This window comes from Achromobacter pestifer (assembly GCF_902859625.1).
GTDB classification, from domain to species: domain Bacteria; phylum Pseudomonadota; class Gammaproteobacteria; order Burkholderiales; family Burkholderiaceae_B; genus Achromobacter; species Achromobacter pestifer.
This window is the reverse complement of record NZ_CADIJX010000002.1, coordinates 535,012-554,433: the sequence shown is the minus strand read 5'-3', so window position 1 is coordinate 554,433 and position 19,422 is coordinate 535,012. Positions and strand designations below refer to the sequence as shown.

General features: G+C 62.3%; 21 protein-coding genes and 1 pseudogene. 8 read left to right on the top strand and 14 right to left on the bottom strand.

From position 1 onward, the window contains the following. Positions 1–46 precede the first annotated feature (46 nt). Positions 47–577, top strand: coding sequence for a TRAP transporter small permease subunit (locus HV753_RS09340; RefSeq protein ID WP_175174172.1), 531 nt, complete (start codon positions 47–49; stop codon positions 575–577). 21 nt (positions 578–598) lie between these two features. Continuing rightward, positions 599–1,834: pseudogene (locus tag HV753_RS09335) on the top strand (TRAP transporter large permease); the annotation flags it as partial. 103 nt (positions 1,835–1,937) lie between these two features. Here HV753_RS09335 and HV753_RS09330 read toward each other — a convergent pair. Continuing rightward, positions 1,938–2,498 (bottom strand): LuxR family transcriptional regulator, encoded by a 561-nt coding sequence (locus tag HV753_RS09330; RefSeq protein ID WP_175174170.1) that lies wholly within the window; start codon positions 2,496–2,498, stop codon positions 1,938–1,940. A gap of 287 nt (positions 2,499–2,785) precedes the next feature. On the opposite strand from HV753_RS09330, the gene HV753_RS09325 reads away from it, so the two are divergent. The 4 genes from HV753_RS09325 (at position 2,786) to HV753_RS09310 (ending at position 6,311) form a co-directional block, all read left to right on the top strand. Next, positions 2,786–3,463, top strand: a complete 678-nt coding sequence (locus HV753_RS09325) for a 4'-phosphopantetheinyl transferase family protein (RefSeq protein WP_175174169.1) — start codon at positions 2,786–2,788, stop codon at positions 3,461–3,463. A gap of 144 nt (positions 3,464–3,607) precedes the next feature. Next, positions 3,608–4,789 (top strand): acetyl-CoA C-acyltransferase, encoded by a 1,182-nt coding sequence (locus HV753_RS09320; RefSeq protein WP_175174168.1) that lies wholly within the window; start codon positions 3,608–3,610, stop codon positions 4,787–4,789. A 266-nt stretch (positions 4,790–5,055) separates the two neighbouring features. Further along, a complete protein-coding gene (locus HV753_RS09315; protein ID WP_175174167.1) occupies positions 5,056–5,448 on the top strand; it encodes a DUF4168 domain-containing protein in 393 nt (130 codons plus the stop codon). A gap of 164 nt (positions 5,449–5,612) precedes the next feature. Beyond that, positions 5,613–6,311, top strand: coding sequence for a glutathione S-transferase family protein (locus HV753_RS09310; RefSeq protein ID WP_175174166.1), 699 nt, complete (start codon positions 5,613–5,615; stop codon positions 6,309–6,311). On the opposite strand, the gene HV753_RS09305 is transcribed toward HV753_RS09310, so the two are convergent. From HV753_RS09305 to HV753_RS09280, 6 genes are all read right to left on the bottom strand, one after another. After that, positions 6,312–7,073 carry an ABC transporter permease gene (locus HV753_RS09305; protein WP_175174165.1) on the bottom strand — a complete coding sequence of 254 codons (762 nt, stop codon included), beginning with the start codon at positions 7,071–7,073 and terminating at the stop codon, positions 6,312–6,314. Then, positions 7,070–7,993: an ABC transporter ATP-binding protein gene (locus HV753_RS09300; RefSeq protein ID WP_175174643.1), complete on the bottom strand. Its 924-nt coding sequence runs from the start codon at positions 7,991–7,993 to the stop codon at positions 7,070–7,072. Before HV753_RS09300 ends, HV753_RS09305 begins: the two co-directional genes overlap by 4 nt. Positions 7,994–8,089: 96 nt before the next feature. Beyond that, complete coding sequence (locus HV753_RS09295; protein WP_175174164.1) at positions 8,090–9,019, bottom strand: dihydrodipicolinate synthase family protein; 930 nt, start codon at positions 9,017–9,019, stop codon at positions 8,090–8,092. A gap of 7 nt (positions 9,020–9,026) precedes the next feature. Beyond that, positions 9,027–10,199: an L-rhamnonate dehydratase gene (locus HV753_RS09290; RefSeq protein WP_175174163.1), complete on the bottom strand. Its 1,173-nt coding sequence runs from the start codon at positions 10,197–10,199 to the stop codon at positions 9,027–9,029. Positions 10,200–10,208: 9 nt separating this feature from the next. Further along, positions 10,209–11,237 (bottom strand): 4-hydroxythreonine-4-phosphate dehydrogenase PdxA, encoded by a 1,029-nt coding sequence (locus HV753_RS09285; RefSeq protein WP_175174162.1) that lies wholly within the window; start codon positions 11,235–11,237, stop codon positions 10,209–10,211. Between the two features lie 4 nt (positions 11,238–11,241). Continuing rightward, positions 11,242–12,222 (bottom strand): Bug family tripartite tricarboxylate transporter substrate binding protein, encoded by a 981-nt coding sequence (locus HV753_RS09280; protein ID WP_175174161.1) that lies wholly within the window; start codon positions 12,220–12,222, stop codon positions 11,242–11,244. A gap of 123 nt (positions 12,223–12,345) precedes the next feature. On the opposite strand from HV753_RS09280, the gene HV753_RS09275 reads away from it, so the two are divergent. Next, the gene (locus HV753_RS09275) at positions 12,346–13,272 is read left to right on the top strand and encodes a LysR family transcriptional regulator (protein WP_175174160.1); all 927 of its coding nucleotides are present in this window, start codon (positions 12,346–12,348) and stop codon (positions 13,270–13,272) included. 89 nt (positions 13,273–13,361) lie between these two features. Beyond that, on the top strand, positions 13,362–13,703 hold the full coding sequence (locus HV753_RS09270; RefSeq protein WP_175174159.1) for a zinc ribbon domain-containing protein YjdM: 342 nt from the start codon (positions 13,362–13,364) through the stop codon (positions 13,701–13,703). Between the two features lie 74 nt (positions 13,704–13,777). Here HV753_RS09270 and HV753_RS09265 read toward each other — a convergent pair whose 3' ends face one another. The 7 genes from HV753_RS09265 to ccoN all read right to left on the bottom strand — a co-directional run bounded on the left by HV753_RS09265 (position 13,778) and on the right by ccoN (position 19,274). Then, positions 13,778–14,014 carry a hypothetical protein gene (locus tag HV753_RS09265; protein WP_175174158.1) on the bottom strand — a complete coding sequence of 79 codons (237 nt, stop codon included), beginning with the start codon at positions 14,012–14,014 and terminating at the stop codon, positions 13,778–13,780. A gap of 13 nt (positions 14,015–14,027) precedes the next feature. Next, on the bottom strand, positions 14,028–14,282 hold the full coding sequence (locus tag HV753_RS09260) for a FixH family protein (RefSeq protein WP_175174157.1): 255 nt from the start codon (positions 14,280–14,282) through the stop codon (positions 14,028–14,030). A 19-nt stretch (positions 14,283–14,301) separates the two neighbouring features. Continuing rightward, positions 14,302–15,792, bottom strand: a complete 1,491-nt coding sequence (gene ccoG / locus HV753_RS09255) for a cytochrome c oxidase accessory protein CcoG (protein ID WP_175174156.1) — start codon at positions 15,790–15,792, stop codon at positions 14,302–14,304. A gap of 75 nt (positions 15,793–15,867) precedes the next feature. Beyond that, positions 15,868–16,845, bottom strand: a complete 978-nt coding sequence (gene ccoP / locus HV753_RS09250; protein WP_175174155.1) for a cytochrome-c oxidase, cbb3-type subunit III — start codon at positions 16,843–16,845, stop codon at positions 15,868–15,870. Next, positions 16,842–17,018: a cbb3-type cytochrome oxidase subunit 3 gene (locus tag HV753_RS09245; protein ID WP_175174154.1), complete on the bottom strand. Its 177-nt coding sequence runs from the start codon at positions 17,016–17,018 to the stop codon at positions 16,842–16,844. Before HV753_RS09245 ends, ccoP begins: the two co-directional genes overlap by 4 nt. A gap of 2 nt (positions 17,019–17,020) precedes the next feature. After that, positions 17,021–17,776, bottom strand: a complete 756-nt coding sequence (gene ccoO, locus HV753_RS09240; RefSeq protein ID WP_175174153.1) for a cytochrome-c oxidase, cbb3-type subunit II — start codon at positions 17,774–17,776, stop codon at positions 17,021–17,023. Positions 17,777–17,786: 10 nt separating this feature from the next. Then, on the bottom strand, positions 17,787–19,274 hold the full coding sequence (gene ccoN / locus HV753_RS09235) for a cytochrome-c oxidase, cbb3-type subunit I (RefSeq protein ID WP_175174152.1): 1,488 nt from the start codon (positions 19,272–19,274) through the stop codon (positions 17,787–17,789). Between the last annotated feature and the right edge of the window lie 148 nt (positions 19,275–19,422).

The window sequence follows — 19,422 nt, the reverse complement described above, 5'->3', positions numbered from 1 at the left end:
GTCCCACGGCCCGGCCTCGGCGCCGGGCCGTCATAGGCAGACACTCATGGACCACACTTCCCGCCTGGGCGCGGCGTTGCGCGCCATCTCCAATGTCTTCGGCGCCATCGCCACCCTGTTCCTGCTGTTCCTGATGTTCGCCATCACACTGGATGCCTGCGTCCGGTTCTTCTATCAGCACTCCATACCGGGCGTGTTTGAAATGTCGGAGTTAAGCCTGGTGGTCATCGTCTTTCTCGGCCTGGGCTGGACCCAGATGGACGACGCCCACATCCGCGTCACCTTATTGCACAAGCGCGTGCCGCCGCGCGTCGCGCAATGGATGGACGCGCTGGCCTGGCTGGCGGCCGCCGCCGTGCTGGTCACGCTGGCCTATCCCGCCACGGGCGAAGCCCTGGAATCCGTCCAGATCCGCGAGTTCCGCTGGGGCTATGTCGAGGTTCCCATCTGGTGGACCAAGGTGATCGTGGCGGCCGGCTTGTGGTTCGGCGCCTTGCAAATGCTTGCCCAGGCCGGCTGTGCGCTATGTCGCACCGAAGCGGTTGCTCCCGCCTCGCCCGTGCTGGCCTCTCACTGATCTCCTCCGGGAACCCCTTCCATGGACGCCGTTACCGTTACGCTGATTGCCATCGGCCTGATCTTCGTGCTGCTTTTGCTTGGTGCGCCCGTGTTCGCCGCGCTGGCGCTGTCGGGCATCGTCGGGTTGATCATGGTTGAAGACACCACCTTTGTCTTGAACCGGCTCAAGTCCTATTCCTACGCCCAGTCGGCGTCCTACCTGTTGACCGTTATTCCGCTCTTTATCCTGATGGGGGCCTTCGCCCACCACGCCGGGGTGGGCAAGCGGCTCTTCGACGTGGCACGCAAATGGGTGGGACACATGCCTGGCGGGCTGGCCATCGCCAGTGTGCTGACCTGCGCAGGCTTCGCCGCCACATCGGGATCCAGCGTGGCCACCGCCGCAACCGTGGGCGCGGTGGCCATCCCCGAGATGAAGCGTGCCGGCTACGACCCACGCCTGTCGGCCGGGGCGGTGGCGGCAGGCGGCGTGCTGGGGGTGCTGATTCCTCCCAGCGTGCTGCTGATCTTCTATGCCGCGCTGACCGAGGTGTCCGCCGGAAAGATGCTGGTGGCCGGCGTGCTGCCTGGCCTGCTGTCGGCGCTGATCTTCATCATCGGCATCCGCGTGATCTGCACATCGCCGCGCATGTCGGCCGCTGTCCTGCCGAAGAGCCCATGGCGTGAGCGCCTCTTCTCGATCAAGAACGGCTGGCAAGTGCTGGTGTTGTTCGCCATCGTGCTGGGCGGCATCTACCTGGGTTTGGTCACCGCCACCGAAGCCGCTGCCGTGGGCGCGTTCGCCGCGTTCATCATGCTGCTGTTTGCGCGCCAGACCCGCAGCGACCTCAAGAGCAAGCTGTACGAAAGCCTGCGCAATGCCATCACTACGACGGTCATGATTCTCTTCACCATGCTGGGAGCAGGCATATTCAGCCTGTTCCTGAGCCTGGTGCAAGTGCCGCAGCAGATCGCCGAAGTCATCGTCTCGTCGGACGTGCCCCCGCTATTGATCGTGGGCCTGATGTTGCTGGCCTACTTCCCGCTGGGCATGTTCCTGGATGCGTTCTCGATGTTGGTCATTACGCTGCCGATCATGTTTCCCACGGTGGTTTCCCTGGGCTTCGACCCCATCTGGTTCGGCATCCTCGCCGTGAAGATGTGCGAGATCGGCCTGATCACGCCGCCAGTCGGGCTGAATGTATTCGTCATCGCGGGCATCGACCGCCAGACACCGCTCACGCAGATCTTTCACGGTGCCTGGTGGTTCGTCATCATGGAAATCGTCACCACGCTGATCCTGTTCGCATTTCCGGTCATCGTCACGATACTGCCCGAAATGATGCTCGGAAAATGACGCGGGTGAACCGGAGTTGAGCTCAGGAAATATTGTCGACCAGGATGATCTTCGATACCAATTCAGCGGTGTTTTTCGCGTCCAGCTTGCGCATGAGCCGGGCACGATGAACCTCCACCGTCCGATACGAGATATTGAGCCGAACGGCGATCTCCTTACAGCTCAGGCCGTTGGCAACATAAGCAGAGATTTCCCGTTCCCGGCGGGTCAGGTTGGCCGTGCGCAAACAGTTTTCGGCGATTCGTTCGAAGCTCCATATCATGAGCTCGAACGGATCTTCGGGGGTAAGCGTGATACCGCGCGCACGGGCCCAGAATACTTCGCGGCTGCGATGCTGCATGAAGCGCTCGTCTTCGTAGTAGCAGTTGCTTTCCAGGTGTCTAAGGCAACGTTGGCCAATCTGATAGAAGTCGGACAACGAGGGATACAGTTGCAGAATCGATTTACCCACCAGCTCCTTGCGCGTGTAGCCGAACAAATTTGCGAAGGAGTGATTGCATTCCGATATTTTGCGCGCGCTACATATCACTTGCGGCGCTGGGGATTCCTTGAAGGCGAGCAATGTCAGGTGAAAGTCACTCATATTGTCTCCCCGGTAAGTGCCGGTTTTGCCGTTGCGCAGCGGAATCCGCAGCGTGTTTTTGGCGGCCCGAATCTTGTCTGCACGGGCTTCGAGCGGCTAGTGTATAAGAAGCATTTGCCGCCTGGAATGCTCTTTTTCAGGCGGTTTGAAATTGAATTTCCCGCCCCCTGGAGTACGGGTAATTCCTCTGTTTTTCAGTACGATTGATCCCCATTTTTCTCGACCCAAAAACGGTGTTTTCCGTGCCTGATGCTGACCCCGATGAAATCCGGATTCGGACACGCTCCATGCGGCAGCCCGTCCTGAACCAAGACGAGGCGCCGGATCCCTGGGCGCCGTTTCCGGTAACACCGCGCCTACTCCAGCAAGTGCGACGAATCACGCCCGAAGAGATGGGGCGCGATGACCTGCCGCCCGGCAAGCGCAGGCAGGCGGAGTTTCAGGCGGGCCGCGAACTGGCCGCCGCCCTGCTCGCCTCGCTGGGTTCGGCATCGACACAAGTTGGCGTGGCCAAAGACCGGTCACCCATCTGGCCGGACGGCTATCTCGGATCCATCAGCCACAGCCGGCGGCTGGTGGGCGTGGCGATAGGCCGGAAACGGGAGGTGCGCGGTATCGGGATCGACATCGAGGCCATCGCCAACGAACGCGAAGTCGAAGCGATTGAATCGGTCTGCATGCGGCCCGAGGAACGCAAGATGGATCCCGGCGCGCTGACGCGCGCGCAGTTCACCACCCTGCTCTTCTCATCCAAGGAAGCGTTCTACAAATGCATGCATCCGCTGACCCGTTTCGAGTTCGATTTCACCGATGTCTCCCTGACCCGAATTGACCCTTCCCGCCAGCGCCTGGAGATGCAGCTGGTGCGCACGGCAACGCCCGAGTTCAGGCAGGGACACCTGTTTCACTGTGGTTATCAGATAGGACAAGGCCACGTCTATACTGCATTGGAGCTTGGCTATTGAGGCGCCCACCCGCAGCGCCAGACATCGCAATACGCAGCAAACAAGCCACGCGGCAGCCACGGGCGACACTCATCGCCGCCCTTGGGAATTCACCGCAAGTGCGCCCCTTTTTTTCGGTTGTTCCCTATCGATAGGAGAGTTCGCATGACTGACCATATTGTTATCGTGAGTGCCGTCCGCACACCGCTTGCTGCCTTCCAGGGCGAGTTTTCCACGCTGTCCGCCAATGAGTTGGGTGCTACCGCCATCAGCGCCGCCATCGAGCGTGCTGGCTTGAAGCCCGACCAGATCGATGCCGTGCTGATGGGCAACGTGTTGCAAGCAGGACAAGGCCAGGCGCCTGCCCGTCAGGCGTCCATCAAGGCTGGCATCCCCAGCTCTGTCGGCGCCATCACCGTATCCAAAGTCTGCGGCTCCGGCATGCAAGCCGCCATGCTCGCGCACGACGCCATCATTGCCGACACGCATGGCGTGGTCGTGGCAGGCGGCATGGAATCCATGACCAACGCCCCCTACCTGTTGACCAAGGCCCGTGGCGGCTACCGCATCGGCCACGGCACCATGTACGACCACATGATGCTGGACGGTCTGGAAGACGCTTATCAAGTGGGCCGCGCGATGGGCACGTTCGGCGAAGACTGCGCCGCCAAGTACGGCTTCACACGCGAAGAGCAGGATGCGTTCGCGGTGGAATCCGTATCGCGGGCACAAACCGCCGCCAAGGATGGCGCCCTGAAATGGGAAACCGTACCCGTCGTCATCAAGTCCAAGAAGGGCGATACGGTGATTGACCGCGACGAGCGCCCGCAAAAGCTCAACGTGGAGAAGATCCCCACGCTCAAGCCCGCCTTCGCCGCGAACGGCACCATCACGGCGGCATCCTCGTCGGGCAATGCCGACGGCGCCGCCGCGATGATCCTGATGCGGGAATCCACCGCGAAGAAACTGGGTTGCAAGCCGATCGCGAAGATCGTCGGCCACGCCAGCTTTGCGCAAGAACCGGAATGGTTCACCACCGCCCCCGTGGGCGCCATCAAGAAGCTGTACGACAAGGTGGGTTGGAAGACCACGGATGTCGACCTGTTCGAGATCAACGAAGCCTTCGCGGCAGTCACCATGGCGGCCATGAAAGAGCACGACATTCCGCGTGACAAGGTCAACATCCACGGCGGCGCATGCGCGGTCGGCCATCCCATCGGCGCATCCGGCGCGCGCATCATGGTGTCGCTGCTGGGCGCCCTGAAGGCCACGAACGGCAAGCGCGGCGTGGCCACGCTGTGCATCGGCGGCGGGGAAGCCACCGCCATCGCGTTGGAGCTGCTCTAAAGCGGCCGCGCGGGCGGGCTCTGCACCCGCCCGCCCGCAATTCCTGCGCGTTTCGCGGCCCCGACAGCGCCAATGCGGGCCGCGCAAACGATCTCTCAATGTCACAGAATGGCGCGAAAACGTTTCTGCGGCGCCCCAGGCGCCGCCCTCCTGCGCCGGCGCGCGCTACGGTGGCCTGCCGACACAGGAAAACACATTGCGAAACTTGAACCCCCTGCGGCGGCTTGTCATCATGATTGGACATTCATCCGGAACAAGGAGGTTTCATGCAGCGTTCCACTTACGCATTCCTATCCGCCGCCATTCTGACGACGGCGCTGTCCGGTGCCCCCGCCTTGGCGCAAAACGCGAGCCAGCCGCCGGCTCAGCCGCAAATGGCCCCCGCCATTCAACAGCCCACTGATCAGCAATTGCAGCGCTTCGCATCTGCATCGCAGAAGGTGTCCGGCGTGGTCGACGAATATCGTCCCAAGGTCGACGCCGCGAAGTCGGACGAAGCCAAGCAGAAGGTCGTCCAGGAAGCGGATGCCAAGATGGTGCAATTGGTTCGCGCTGACGGACTGACCGTCGAAGAATTCAATGGCATCGGCCAGGCCGTGCAGCAGAATCCGCAGTTGAAGCAGAAGGTCATGAACATGAGCCAGGGCGCTCCGAAATAACCCAAGGCCGAACCGGGGATTGTCCGGCCTGCGCCACGCGCCCCTTGGGCACGTGGCGCTTTTTCTTGGGCTCTCCGCTCACCCCTGGGTGCACGTCCCGCCGGAGAAAGCAGTATCCTGGCTGCGGTTCTCACCCAACATGCACGTCCAAGGAGCGCGGTATCTTGACCCCGGATCTCACCCTCTATGACCTGGCTGGCGCCGACTCGTCGCTACGTTTCAGCCCGCACTGCTGGAAAACACACATGGCGCTTGCCCACAAGGGCCTGTCCGCCACGACCGTGCCCTGGCATTTCACGGAAAAAGAAGCGATCGACTTTTCCGGCCAGAAGCTGGTTCCCGTGCTGGTTCACGGCACTCATGTCGTCAGTGATTCGTGGCAGATCGCCTGCTACCTGGAAGACACCTTTCCTGAACGGCCATCGCTGTTTGGCGGCACGGGGGGTCGCGCGGTCAGCCTGTTTGCGAATGCCTGGGGCGATACGACGCTGGTGCCGGTTCTGGCTCGCCTGCTGCTGCCCGCCATTCATGGCCTGATCCACGAGAAGGACCAGGACTACTTCCGGACCACGCGAGAAAAGCGCTTTGGCAGGCTGGAAGACCTGCCGGCGGGCTACACCGAGCAGATCACCGCGCTGCGGGCAGCGCTGCTGCCGTTGCGTCAGACGCTGGGCAAACAGCACTATCTGTCGGGTGAGCAGCACGCCTACGCCGACTACGCGGTCTTCGGCCTGTTCATGTGGGCCCGCTGCACCAGCCCGCTGGAATTACTGGCCGAGGACGACCCCGTCCATGCGTGGCGCGAACGGCTGCTGGATGCCTTCGACGGCTTGGCCCGCCGCGCGCCCACGGCCATGGGTTGATCAGGTCTTCAGGCGGTAACCCGTCTTGAAGATCCAGCGCACCCCGATCAGGCAGGCAAAGAGGAACACCAGGGTCATGCCAACGCTGACGCCCAGGCTGACGTCTGACACGCCGTAGAACGCCCAGCGAAAGCCGCTGACCAGGTACACCACCGGATTGAACAAGGTAGCCGTTTGCCAGAACGGCGGCAGCATCTTGATCGAATAGAAGGTGCCCCCCAGGAAGGTCAGCGGCGTGATGATCATCAGCGGGATGATCTGCAACTTCTCGAAGCCGTCGGCCCAGACGCCGATGATGAAGCCGAACAGGCTGAACGTGACGGCCGTCAGCACAAGGAAGCTCAGCATCCAGATCGGGTGCGCGACCTCGAAAGACACGAACAGCCGTGCGGTAGCCAGCATGATCAGCCCCAGGATGATGGACTTGCTGGCCGCGGCCCCCACATAGCCCATGACGATCTCCACATACGAGATCGGCGCCGAGTGGATCTCGTAGATGGTGCCGGAAAACCGGGGCATGTAGATGCCAAAGGACGCATTGGCGATGCTTTGTGTCAGCAGCGACAGCATGATCATGCCGGGCACGATGAACGCGCCATAGCTCACCCCGTCGATTTCGACCATGTGCGAACCGATGGCCGACCCGAACACCACGAAATACAGCGACGTGGAAATGACTGGCGACAACACGCTTTGCATCAACGTGCGCCAGGCACGGGCCATTTCAAACAGATAGATAGCGCGGATGGCGTAGAAGTTCATGATTGACCGTGTACCAGGCTGACAAAGATATCCTCAAGCGAGCTTTCCGATGAATTCAGATCCGTGAATTCGATCTCAAGCCGGCTCAGGTCGTGCAGCAGCTGCGACATCTGGCCGCCGCCCTGGTTGTCGTAGGTGTAAACCAGCTTATAGCCGTCGGCGGACAGGTCCAGCTGATAGGCGTCCAGCGCGGTCGGGATGCCCGGCAGCGGCGCCTTCAAGGTCAGGCTCAGTTGGCGCTTGCCCAGCTTGGCCATCAGGGCGTCCTTTTCTTCGACCAGGATGATCTCGCCTTTGCGGATCACACCGATGCGGTCGGCCATTTCCTGCGCTTCTTCGATGTAGTGCGTGGTCAGGATGATGGTGACGCCGCTTTCGCGCAGCCGCCGCACCATTTCCCACATGCCACGGCGCAGCTCCACGTCCACGCCTGCCGTGGGCTCGTCCAGGAACAGAATGGCGGGTTCATGCGATAGCGCCTTGGCGATCATGACGCGGCGCTTCATGCCACCCGACAGCGCCATGATGCGGCTGTCCTTCTTATCCCACAGGGACAAGTCGCGCAGCACCTTTTCGATGTAGGCGGGATTGGCCGGCTTGCCGAACAAACCACGGCTGAACGTCACGGTGTTCCACACGCTTTCAAAGGCGTCGGTGGAGATCTCTTGCGGCACCAGGCCGATCTTGGAACGCGCGGCGCGGAAGTCCGACACGATATCGTGGCCGTCGGCCAGTACCCGGCCGTCGCTGGGGTTGACGATGCCGCAGATGATGCTGATCAGCGTCGTCTTGCCCGCGCCGTTTGGCCCAAGCAAGGCGAAGATCTCGCCCCGCTGGATTTCCAGGTTGACACTCTTGAGCGCCTGAAATCCCGAGGCGTACCGTTTGGATAACCCTTGAACTGAAATAACCGGCTGCACGCGAGCCCCCAACATGATCGATAGTCAGGGATTTTACCCGCCATGCGGGGGCTCGCTTGGTCGGTCAGGCGGAACGCTGTGTTCGGGTTTCGAGAATTACCGGCCCCAGCGCAGGACCAGGGGGTCCAGCCTGCGGGCGGTTTCCAGCAGGCCCTGGCGGACCTCGGCACGCATGGGCGGGAACGGATGCCGGGGTGCCTCGCAATCGATCACGCCACCCGCCTTCATCAGCGCCTTGGCCGTCAGGATGCCGCCCTGGCGGTTTTCGTAGTTGATCAGCGGCAGCCAACGCTCGTACAGGCGATAGGCTTCGTCCCGCCGACCGGCCTGGTGCGCCTGGATAATGGGCCGGATCCCGTCCGCAAAGCCGCCGCCCGTCATCGAGCCCGTGGCGCCGGCGTCCAGGTCGGGCAACAAGGTGATGGCTTCCTCGCCGTCCCAAGGGCCTTCCACGGCATCTCCGCCCAGCGCGATCAGGTCGCGCAGCTTGGAGGCCGCGCCCGCGGTTTCAATCTTGAAGTAAGACACGTGTTGGATCTCGCGCGCCATCTTCGCCAGCAGCGCGGCCGACAACGGCGTACCCGCCACCGGCGCGTCCTGGATCATGATGGGAATGTCCACCGCATCCGACACCTGCTGGAAAAAAGCCTCGACCTGCGCGTCGGATACCCGGATCGTGGCCCCATGGTAAGGCGGCATGATCATCAGCATGGCTGCGCCCAGCTCCTGCGCGCGCCGGCTGCGCGCCGCGCAGATGCGGGTGCTGAAGTGCGTGGTCGTGACGATGACGGGCACACGGCCCGCCACGTGCTCCAGGATGGTCCGGGCCAGCACCTCGCGTTCCTCGTCCGACAGCACGAACTGTTCGGAGAAGTTGGCCAGGATGCACAGTCCATCCACGCCCGAATCGATCATGAAGTCCACCGCGCGCTTCTGGCTGGGCAGGTCCAGGTCGCCCGATTCCGTGAAAGGGGTGGGCACCACCGGGAAAATGCCGCGATAGCGCGGCGCCTGGATTGTCGTCATGGCGGGTTTACTCAATGATGTTGAAATCGTTCAGGTACTCGGTCTTCAGGGTCAGCCCCAGACCTGGCTTGTTGTCATCCAGATCGATGAAGCCTTCCTTGGCCACGGGTTCGCCGTCGAAGATGTAATAGAAGAGCTCATTGCCGACTTCCACATCGAACATCGGGAAATACTCGCTCATGGGCGAGGCCAGCGTGCTCATCGTCAGATGGTAGTTGTGCATCTGGCCGGCGTGCGGCACCACCGGCACGCTATAGGCCTCGCACAGGGCGTTGATCTTGTGCGCCGCCGTGATGCCGCCCACGCGGTTCGTGTCGTACTGCACCACCGACACCGCCTTGCGGTCCAGCAACTGCTTGAACCCGTACAGCGAAAACTCGTGTTCGCCGCCTGAGATCGGAATCGACGTCAGCTGGTTCAGCTCCGCATAGCCGTCGATATCGTCCGCGATGACCGGCTCCTCCAACCAACGCGGTTCATATTTTTCAAGCTTGGGCAGCATGCGCTTGGCGTATTCCAGGTTCCAGCCCATATAGCATTCCAGCATCAGGTCGGTGTCATACCCGATGACTTCGCGCACCGCCGCCACCGACTTCAGGTTCTCGCTCACGCCCTTCTGCAAGTGCGCCGGCCCGTAGCCAAAGCGCATCTTGAACGCCGTGAAGCCCTGGTCCAGATAGGTCTGCGCTTCGTCCTGCATGGCCTTCAGATCCGTGCGGTACAGCTTGGAGTAGTAAACGGGAATCTTCTCCTTCGTGCGGCCGCCCAGCAGTTTGAAGACCGGCTTGCCCACCGACTTGCCCAGGATGTCCCAGATAGCCAGGTCCACACCGGAGATCGCGGCCATCGTCACGCCTTTGCGGCCCCAGGCGTGCGTCGCCCGGTACATGCGCTGCCACAGGTATTCGTAGTCCCATGGGTCCTGCCCCACCACCAGCGGCGCCAAGTATTGGTCGATGATGGCCTTGGCCACACGCGGGGCCAGCGCCACATTGCCCAGACCCACGATGCCGTCGTCCGTTTCCACTTCGACGACGGTCCAGCCGTGAAAGCGGAACGTACTCATGGTTTCCTGCTTGGAATACAGCAGGTCCATGGCGTTGGAGCAGAAATTTCCTTGGGGCGGCACGGTCTTGCCGGTCCATTCAAAAACACGGGCACGGACGGATTTGATCTTCATGTCGGATTCCTACTTGAAAGAGGAGATGCGGTGCGAGACGCCCATGCGGCACGCAATCAGGAAGGCCTGCCAGGTGGCATCCACGTTGGCGCGGCCCTGACCGGCGATGTCGTAGGCGGTGCCGTGAGCCGGCGTGGTGATGGGAATGGGCAGCCCGCCCTGCACCGTCACCCCACGCGAAAAACCAAGCAGCTTGATCGCGATCTGCCCTTGATCGTGATACATGGTGACGATCGCCTGAAATTCGCCGGCTTGCGCCTTCAGGAAAATGGTGTCGGCCGGAAACGGTCCCTGCACGGGCAACCCTTCCTCGTTCAGTTGCCGCACGGCCGGCGCGATGATGTCGACCTCTTCGCGGCCGCAGGTGCCGCCGTCGCCGCCGTGCGGATTGAAGGCGGCCACGGCCACCCGCGGCGCGGCCACGCCGTTGGCCTGCAACGACCGGTAGATCAGCCGCGTGGCCGCCTTGATGCCGTCAACGCTCAGCGCCGCCGCGGCGTCTTTCAGCGGAATATGCGAGGACACCCGCGACGTCCAAAGATCGCCCAACGTATTGAATTCACAGAAGTAGCCGGTCACGCCCAAGTACTGCGCGAAGTGGTGCAGTTCGTCGTCGTGCTTCAGGCCGCCCAGCTTCATGGCGAACTTGTTCAGCGGCGCAAAGCAGATGGCATCGACATGCCCGTTGCGCGCAGCGTCCATGCAGGCGTCCAGCACACGCAACACCGACGCGCCGCCCGCGGCCTGCGGCTGACCCACCGCCACCTGCTCGGGGCGCACGGTCTCCATCGGCAGCCAGGCCGGCAGGTCCGTATCCGGCCGCTCACGCACCGCGTCGATGCGATCCACGGTGCGCGTCTGAATCTGAACCCCCGCCACGCGCTGGCCTTCTTGCCACAGCCAGGCATCGCCCACCAGCACGATGTTGGCCAGTTGGCAGGCCTCGGGCCGGGCCAGCAGGCGGGCAATCAGTTCGGCCCCTATGCCGGCAGGATCGCCCAGGGTCAGGGCAATAACGGGTTTCTGCTGCGTATTCATGCGGTCATTCCACGGAAATGTTGTTCTTCTTGATGATGCCGGCGTAACGCTGGTTTTCGGCCTTGTGGAACTGCGCGAACTGTTCCTGGCTCATCGGCGTGATGTCGGCGCCAATGGCCAGCAAACGGCTCTGCGTTTCGGGCAGCGCCAGAATCTGGTTGACGTCGTCATGGATGCGCTTCTGGATGGCGGCGGGCGTGGCGCTGGGCATGTAGATGCCGTACCAGGCGCTCATTTCGACGCCGGGCACGCCGGCTTCGGCCATCGTGGGCACATCGGGCAACTGGGCGTTGCGACGGGCGCTCAGCACGGCCAGCGCGCGCACCTTGCCGCTTTTGATATGCGGGATGACGGACGACGCGGTTTCAAAGGCGATCTGCACCTGCCCGCCCATCAGGTCCACCATGGCCGGGCCACTGCCCCGGTACGGGATATGCGTCATCTGCACGCCCGTGGCGTCCTTGAACAGTTCGGCGGCGATATGCTGGGTGCTGCCCGAACCGCTACTGGCGAAGTTGTATTCACCCGGTTTGCGCTTCAACAGCGCAATCAGTTCCTGCACCGACTGCGCGGGCACCTGATTGTTGACCACCAGGATATTGGGCACGGCGCCCACGAACACCACGGGCGTCAGGTCGCGGTCATTGTCGTAGCCCAGCTTCAGCAGATGCGGTGCGATCGCATGCGCGGTCGACACACCCATCACCATGGTGTGGTTGTCCGCGGACTTTGCGGCCAGGTCGGCGGCCAGCGTATTGGACGCGCCGGGCTTGTTCTCGACCACCACCGTCTGCTTGAGCATCGGCCCAAGCCTGTCGGCCACCGCGCGCGCCATGGCGTCCGTGCCGCCGCCGGGCGCGGACCCGACCAGCAGGCGCAGGGGCTTGGTGGGCCAATCGGCCGATTGCGCCTGCGCAAGGCCCGGCGTGGGCAGACTCAGGGCACTCGCCGCCATCGCGGCCAATACCAATACGCGGATCTTCATGGTTGTCTCCTTGATGACTTCTTTGCCGCTGACGGGCAATTTGTTGTGAAGGCATCTTATGAAGAACCGTTGTTTCCGTAAAATGAAACTTTTGCACCAACCGTTCACCCTAGGCGATCAATCATGGAACGCACCCTGAACGTCCCCGCCCTGCTGGCGCGACTGCGCATGCGGCAGATCGTGCTGCTGCTTGCCATCGACGACCGTGGCACGCTGCGCGCGGCCGCGACGCAACTGAACATGACCCAATCGGCCGCCAGCAAGATGCTGCATGAATTGGAATTGGCGCTGGGTCAGCCACTGTTTGAGCGCATAGGCCGGGGCCTGACGCTGACACCCGCGGGCGAATGCGTCATGGGGTATTTCCGAGGCATGCGCGGCACGGTGTCGTCGCTGGCCCGCGAACTGGACGAACTGCGGCTGGGCAGCGCCGGCAAACTGTTCATCGGCAGCATCATGGCGGCCTCGCCCGGCCACCTGACCGATGCCCTCTTGCGCCTGAAGCAGACGTATCCGCTGCTGGCCGTGGAGATCTCCACCGGCACCAGCGACCTGCTGATCGCGCAACTGAACGAGGGCAAGCTGGATGTGGTGATCGGCCGCATGCTGACCCTGCCGGAACGCAACTTCCTGTTCCGCCCCATCGGCGACGAAGCGCTGTCGGTGATCGCCGCCGTGGACCATCCCCTGGCCGGCAAACGGCGCGTCAGTTTCGATGCCATGCAGGCCTACCCCTGGATCCTGCAACCGCATGGCAGTCCGATGCGAGACGTGATCGAACATGAATTCCGGTCACACAACACAGCCATGCCTGCCGGGCTGATCGAATCCGCCTCCATCCTGACCACCACCAACCTGGCGATCAAGTCGCAGATGCTGGGCGTGATTCCGGAATCCGTCGCCAGCCGCTATGCCCGCCATGGCCTGCTGGCGATCCTGCCCTACCAGATTCAGCAGTCGTTGACGGCATTTGGCAGCATCGTGCCGCGCGACCGCCCCCTGACGGCAGCCGGCCAGCATTTTGTCGACTTACTGCATGAAAATACATGAAGATAGAGGCACGTTCAGCGCAAAACAACGTCTATCCCGACGTACAATCATGCATTGCGCGATCCGCGCGTTTTACCTGAGGTCCACCCGTGAGTGCATTGCCCGCCTGTCCGAAGTGCCAATCCGAATTCACCTATGAAGACGGCAGCGCCTACGTCTGCCCGGAATGCGCGCATGAATGGTCAGCAGAAGACGCCACGCCTGCCGATGACGAGGCCCGCGTCTACCGCGATTCCGCCGGCAATGTCCTGCAAGACGGCGACACCATCACCGTCATCAAGGACCTGAAGCTCAAAGGGTCGGGCGGCGTGGTCAAGATGGGCACGAAAGTCAAAGGCATTCGCCTGGTCGACAGTGACCACGACATCGATTGCAAGATCGACGGCTTCGGCCAGATGAGCCTGAAGTCAGAGTTCGTCAAAAAGGTCTGACGCAGCGCCCGCCCGCAGGCGGGCCACCCCTGCCCGCGCCGTGACCATTACGGACGGGCAGGAAGACCCCGGCATTACAGCGCGTCGTCCTCGTCGGCTTTAGGCATCAGGTACGCCGTCAACGTGCTGGACAAGCTGGCCATCACCCACAGCACGAAGAACGACACGGTGTAGAAGCCCGTGCGTCCCGTGGGGACATGCCCGAAGATCGCCACGTCCAGCGGGTCGATCAGCGCGAATATCAAGACGCTACCCATCGCAGCCGCCAGGAATGACGGCCACAGAATCCACATCAATGAACGCAGGCCCATCTGTGTCCTCCTGTCAGGGGTTGGCGCGCGCGGCGCCCGCACCCTGCGACGGCGCACCGTCACCGGTCTTCGGCGCTACCTGTTCAATCACCAGGCCACGCTTGACCACGCCGTCCAGGATTGGCTCGTGCACGAAATTGCTGTAGGCGAAGTAGATGGTGATGAAGCACCCGACCATGGCCGCGAACGGGCCAGCCATCAGGATCCAGGGCCAGGGTTCTTGATACCAGGGTTTGAGCGCCGGAGTGGCGGATTGGGCGATGGTCATGTGTTTGTCCTTTGCTTATTCAATCGGGCACGTAGAAGCTGGCGGGTTCGTCGGTCTCGATCGACCGGTTTTCACCGTCGTGACCGCGCGCGCGCAACGTGATGGCGTGCGCGCCCGGTTCGGCACCCGCAGGCGCCCGGATCACCATGGGAACCAGTTTGTTGGCAGCGGGCTCCACGTCCACCACGTCGGTCCCCTGTTGGCCCGCCATCACGGCCAGCCCCGGGATGCCATCGGCAGACAGCTGCAAGCGCATCGCCGTGTCTGAGGTGTTGATGATCTGCAAGCGGTAGACGTTCTCGATCTGGCCGCCCGCCACTTCCCTGCCCAACGCGCCACGGTCTCGGATGACATCGACCCGCAACGGGTTGCGCATCGCCAGCGACGCCACGAACGCAGCCACCAGGATCAAGATCAGCGTGCCATAGACCAGCACGCGCGGGCGTAGCAAGTGCGAACGCGCGCTCTTGCCGGACAGGCCTTCCTGCATGGCGCGATCCGACGTATAGCGGATCAGGCCGGGCTCGTATTGCATCTTGTCCATGACCTGCTCGCAGGCGTCAATACAGGCGCCGCAACCGATGCACATGTACTGCAAGCCTTCCCGGATGTCGATGCCGGTGGGGCAGACCTGCACGCACAAGCTGCAATCCACGCAGTCGCCCAGGCCGGCGGCCTTGTGATCCACCTTGCGCGAACGCCCCCCGCGCGGATCGCCACGCACTTTGTCATAGGTGACGACGAACGTATCGGGGTCCACCATCACGCTCTGGAAGCGCGCGTAGGGGCACATGTACTTGCAGACGGATTCACGCATGAACCCGGCATTGCCCCAGGTGGCAAAGCCATAGAAGAGCATCCAGAACCACTGCCACGGCCCCAGCTGCAACGTGAACAGTTCATGGCCCAATTCCCGGATCGGCGCGAAATAGCCAATGAACGTGGAGCCCGTCCACCAGGCCAGCGCGATCCACAGGAAATGCTTGGTGATCTTCAAACGTGCCTTGCGCCACGTCCAAGGCGATTCGTCCAGGCGGATGCGTGCGATGCGGTCGCCTTCGACCTTGCGCTCGATCCACATGAAGATCTCGGTGTAGACCGTTTGCGGACACGCATAGCCGCAGAACAGCCGCCCCGCCACCGCCGTGAACAGGAACAGCGCCAGCGCGGAAATCACCAGCAGCACGGCCAGGTACACCACGTCCTGCGGCCACAGCACCAGGCCGAACAGGTAGAACTTGCGTGCGCCCAGATCAAATAGCACCGCCTGCCGGCCATTCCATTGCAGCCAGGGCAGTCCGTAGAAGATCAGTTGGGTGATAAAGACGAAGGCGACGCGCCAACGGGCAAAGACGCCACTGACGGATCGCGGATAGATCTTGCTGCGCACGCCCGCCAGGGTTTGCTCCAGCGTTTCCTGCCCGGGGCGCGGCGGCCGAGTGTGCGGCCGCCAGGGTGGCGGGTCCCCGCCGGGCGAAGTGCCGACGCTTGCGGTTGACCCATCTTCCATTTGCTGCTCCGTACATTAAGTCCAATGATGTGGGGGCCGCATGCTGCGCCCCCCACCTAAACACCGCTGGCCGGCTTACTTGGCCGCCGTGCTGACGGCGGGCGGATTCCCCGCCGTCGTGGCCGCTGCTTGCGCGGCGGCTTCCGGCTTGTTCGACAGACCCCATACCCAGGCCGTCAGGATCTTGATCTGCTCGGGGCTCAGGATGTGTTCGTGCGCCGGCATGCGGTTGTCACGCCCGTCCAGGATCGTTTTGACAATCGATGCCTCGGAACTGCCGTACAGCCAGACGTCGTCCGTCAGGTTGGGCGCACCCAATAGCTGGTTGCCCTTTCCATCCACGCCGTGACAGGCCACGCAGAAGTTCGCGAACTCGCGCTTGCCGCGGAACACACGAATGTCATCCGACGTCAGACCCGACAACGAACGCACGTACTGCGCGATGTCGCCTGCCGTCTTGGCATCAATTGCGGCTTTCCAGGGCGGCATCACGCCATGGCGTCCTTTCGTGATGGTTTCCATGATGACTTCCGGCGAACCGCCATACAGCCAATCGCCATCGGTCAGGTTCGGAAAGCTGGGACCACCCTTCGCATCCGATCCGTGGCACTGCGCGCAGGTGTTCAAGAACAACCGTTGCCCCATTTCCCGGGCGCTGGGATCCCCCGCCACTTGCGGCACCGTCATGGTTTCAAAGCGCGCATAGATCGGACGCACGGCCTCGGCCATCTTGGCCTGGTGGCGCGCAACTTCCTCGGTGCTGCTATAGCCCAACTGGCCCTTGTACGAACCCAGCCCCGGCATGAAGAACAGGTATCCCAGCGCGAACACGCACGCCAGCAGATACATCCAGGTCCACCATGTGGGAACAGGGTTGTTAAGCTCGGTCAGGTCGCCATCCCACACGTGGCCGGTATCTTCGACCTGTCCGCTGGCCGGCTTGGTGCTGAGCCAGCGGCGCTGCGTGTACAGCAGCCACAGGCACCAGACCACACCGCCCACGGCGACGACCGAGATGAAAATCCCCCAGAAGCCATTAACGAAATCGCTCATGACCGATTCGCTCCATCTTGTTGTGCCTGATTGAACTCATCGGGCAAGGCGAACGGCAGCATGGCCGATTCGCGGTTGGCGCTCTGGCGGCCGCGCGAGCAGGCCCACCAGACAATGCCGAAAAAGGTTGCCATCGAAATGGCCGTAACGATTGCGCTCAGGTAGCCCACCATGATCAGCCTCCCGTTGCCGCTTGCGCGGCAGGTTGCTCTGCGGACGGCACGGAGGCTTGAGCAGCCTTTTTGGCTGCTTCGGCCTTCTTCGCGTCCTCAGCCTTCTTGGCTTCCTCGGCTTGCTTGATCTGCGCCTTGCGCACGCCTACGCCCAGGTCTTGCAGGTAGGCAACCAGCGCGTCCTCTTCCGTCTTGCCTTCGATGGCCTTCGGCGCAGCGGCGATGTCGGCATCGGTGTATGGCACACCCAAGACTCGCAGGGCGCGCATGCGTTCGGCCACGTTCTGGCCGGTGATGACCGTCTTCTCCAGCCACGGATAGGCGGGCATGTTCGACTCGGGCACCACCTTGCGCGGATCGCGCAAGTGGATGCGATGCCAATCATCCGAGTAGCGTTCACCGACACGGGCCAGGTCAGGCCCGGTGCGCTTGGAACCCCACAGGAACGGGTGGTCGAAGACCGATTCCGCTGCCGTCGAGTACGAACCGTAACGCTGCACTTCGGCAGCCAGCACACGCACCTGCTGCGAGTGACAGCCCACGCAGCCTTCACGGATGTACACGTCACGGCCCATCAGCCGCAGCGGGCTGTAGGGCTCGACGCCCGCAACGGGTTGCGTCGTGCTGTGCTGGAAGAACAGCGGAACGATCTGGACCAGGCCCGCGAAGGACACCACCAGGATGCTGGCGATGATCATCCAGCCGATGTTCTTCTCAAGCGTCTGGTGAGAAAAGAAGCCAGGTTTCTTGTTGGCCATGATGTCCTCGTCAAACAGTAGCCGGCGCGGCGGTCACGGCGACCGGCGGGCGAGCAGCATGGGGATCGTCTTGCGGAATGGCGGGGTTGACCGGTTGCGCGCCGCGCACCGTCATCCACACGTTCCAGGCCATGACAAACACACCAGACAGGAACAACGCGCCGCCGAGCAAACGGATCAGGTAGTACGGGACGCGCGTCTTCAGTTCTTCGACGAAGCTGTAGACCAACGTGCCGTCGGAGGCCGTGTCGCGCCACATCAGGCCCTGTTGCACCCCGGCAATCCACATGGCGGCGATGTACAGCACCACGCCAATGGTCGCGATCCAGAAGTGCAGTTCGATTGCCTTCACGCTGTGCATCTTTTCGCGGCCGTACAAGCGCGGGATCAGGTAGTACAGGGAACCGAAGGAAATCATGGCGACCCAGCCCAGCGCACCGGAGTGCACGTGGCCGATGGTCCAGTCCGTGTAGTGCGACAGCGCGTTGACCGTGCGGATCGACATCATCGAGCCTTCGAAGGTCGACATGCCGTAGAACGACAGCGCCGTCACCATGAACTTCAGGATCGGATCGGTGCGCAGCTTGTGCCAGGCGCCTTGCAGGGTCATGATGCCGTTGATCATGCCGCCCCACGAGGGTGCCAGCAGAATCAGCGAGAACGTCATGCCCAGCGACTGGGTCCAGTCCGGCAGCGAGGTATACAGCAGGTGGTGCGGGCCCGCCCACATGTACGTGAAGGCCAGCGCCCAGAAGTGGACGATGGACAAGCGGTACGAATAGATCGGACGGCCGGCCTGCTTGGGCACGAAGTAATACATCATGCCCAGGAAGCTGGTGGTCAGGAAGAAGCCCACCGCGTTGTGGCCGTACCACCACTGCACCATGGCGTCTTGCACACCGGCGTAGGCCGAGTACGACTTCCACATCGACACCGGCATTTCGATGTTGTTGAAGATGTGCAGGAGGGCGATGGTCAGGATGTACGAGCCAAAGAACCAGTTGGCCACGTAGATGTGCTTGGACCGGCGCTTGATGATCGTGCCGAAGAACACGATGGCGTAGGCCACCCAGACCAGCGTGATCAGGATGTCGATGGGCCATTCCAGTTCAGCGTATTCCTTGCTGCTGGTGAACCCCATCGGCAACGTGATCGCCGCGGCGACGATGACGATCTGCCAGCCCCAGAACGTGAAGGCGGCCAACGGGCCACAGAACAGACGCGCCTGACAGGTGCGCTGAACGACGTAGTACGACGTTGTGAATAGTGCGCTACCGCCAAAGGCGAAGATCACCGCGTTGGTATGCAGCGGGCGCAGACGCCCGTAGCTGAGCCATGCGGTATCAAAGTTCAACTGAGGCCAAATCAGCTGCGCGGCGATAAAAACGCCCACAGCCATGCCGACAATGCCCCAAACCACCGTCATGAGCGCGAACTGCCTCACGATCTTGTAGTTGAAGGTATCGGCCTTGCTTGCGATTGCGGCGCAATCGTTCATCACCCTTCCCCCAAAGTAACAAATAGCTCCAGGCTCAGATGATGGGACTAGTCACACAAGTCGGCGTTGATATGGATCAAGCTACCGACGCGCCGGTCGGGAACGCGGCGCGAGCGCAACGGAACAACATGAACTTTGAGAATTTTCT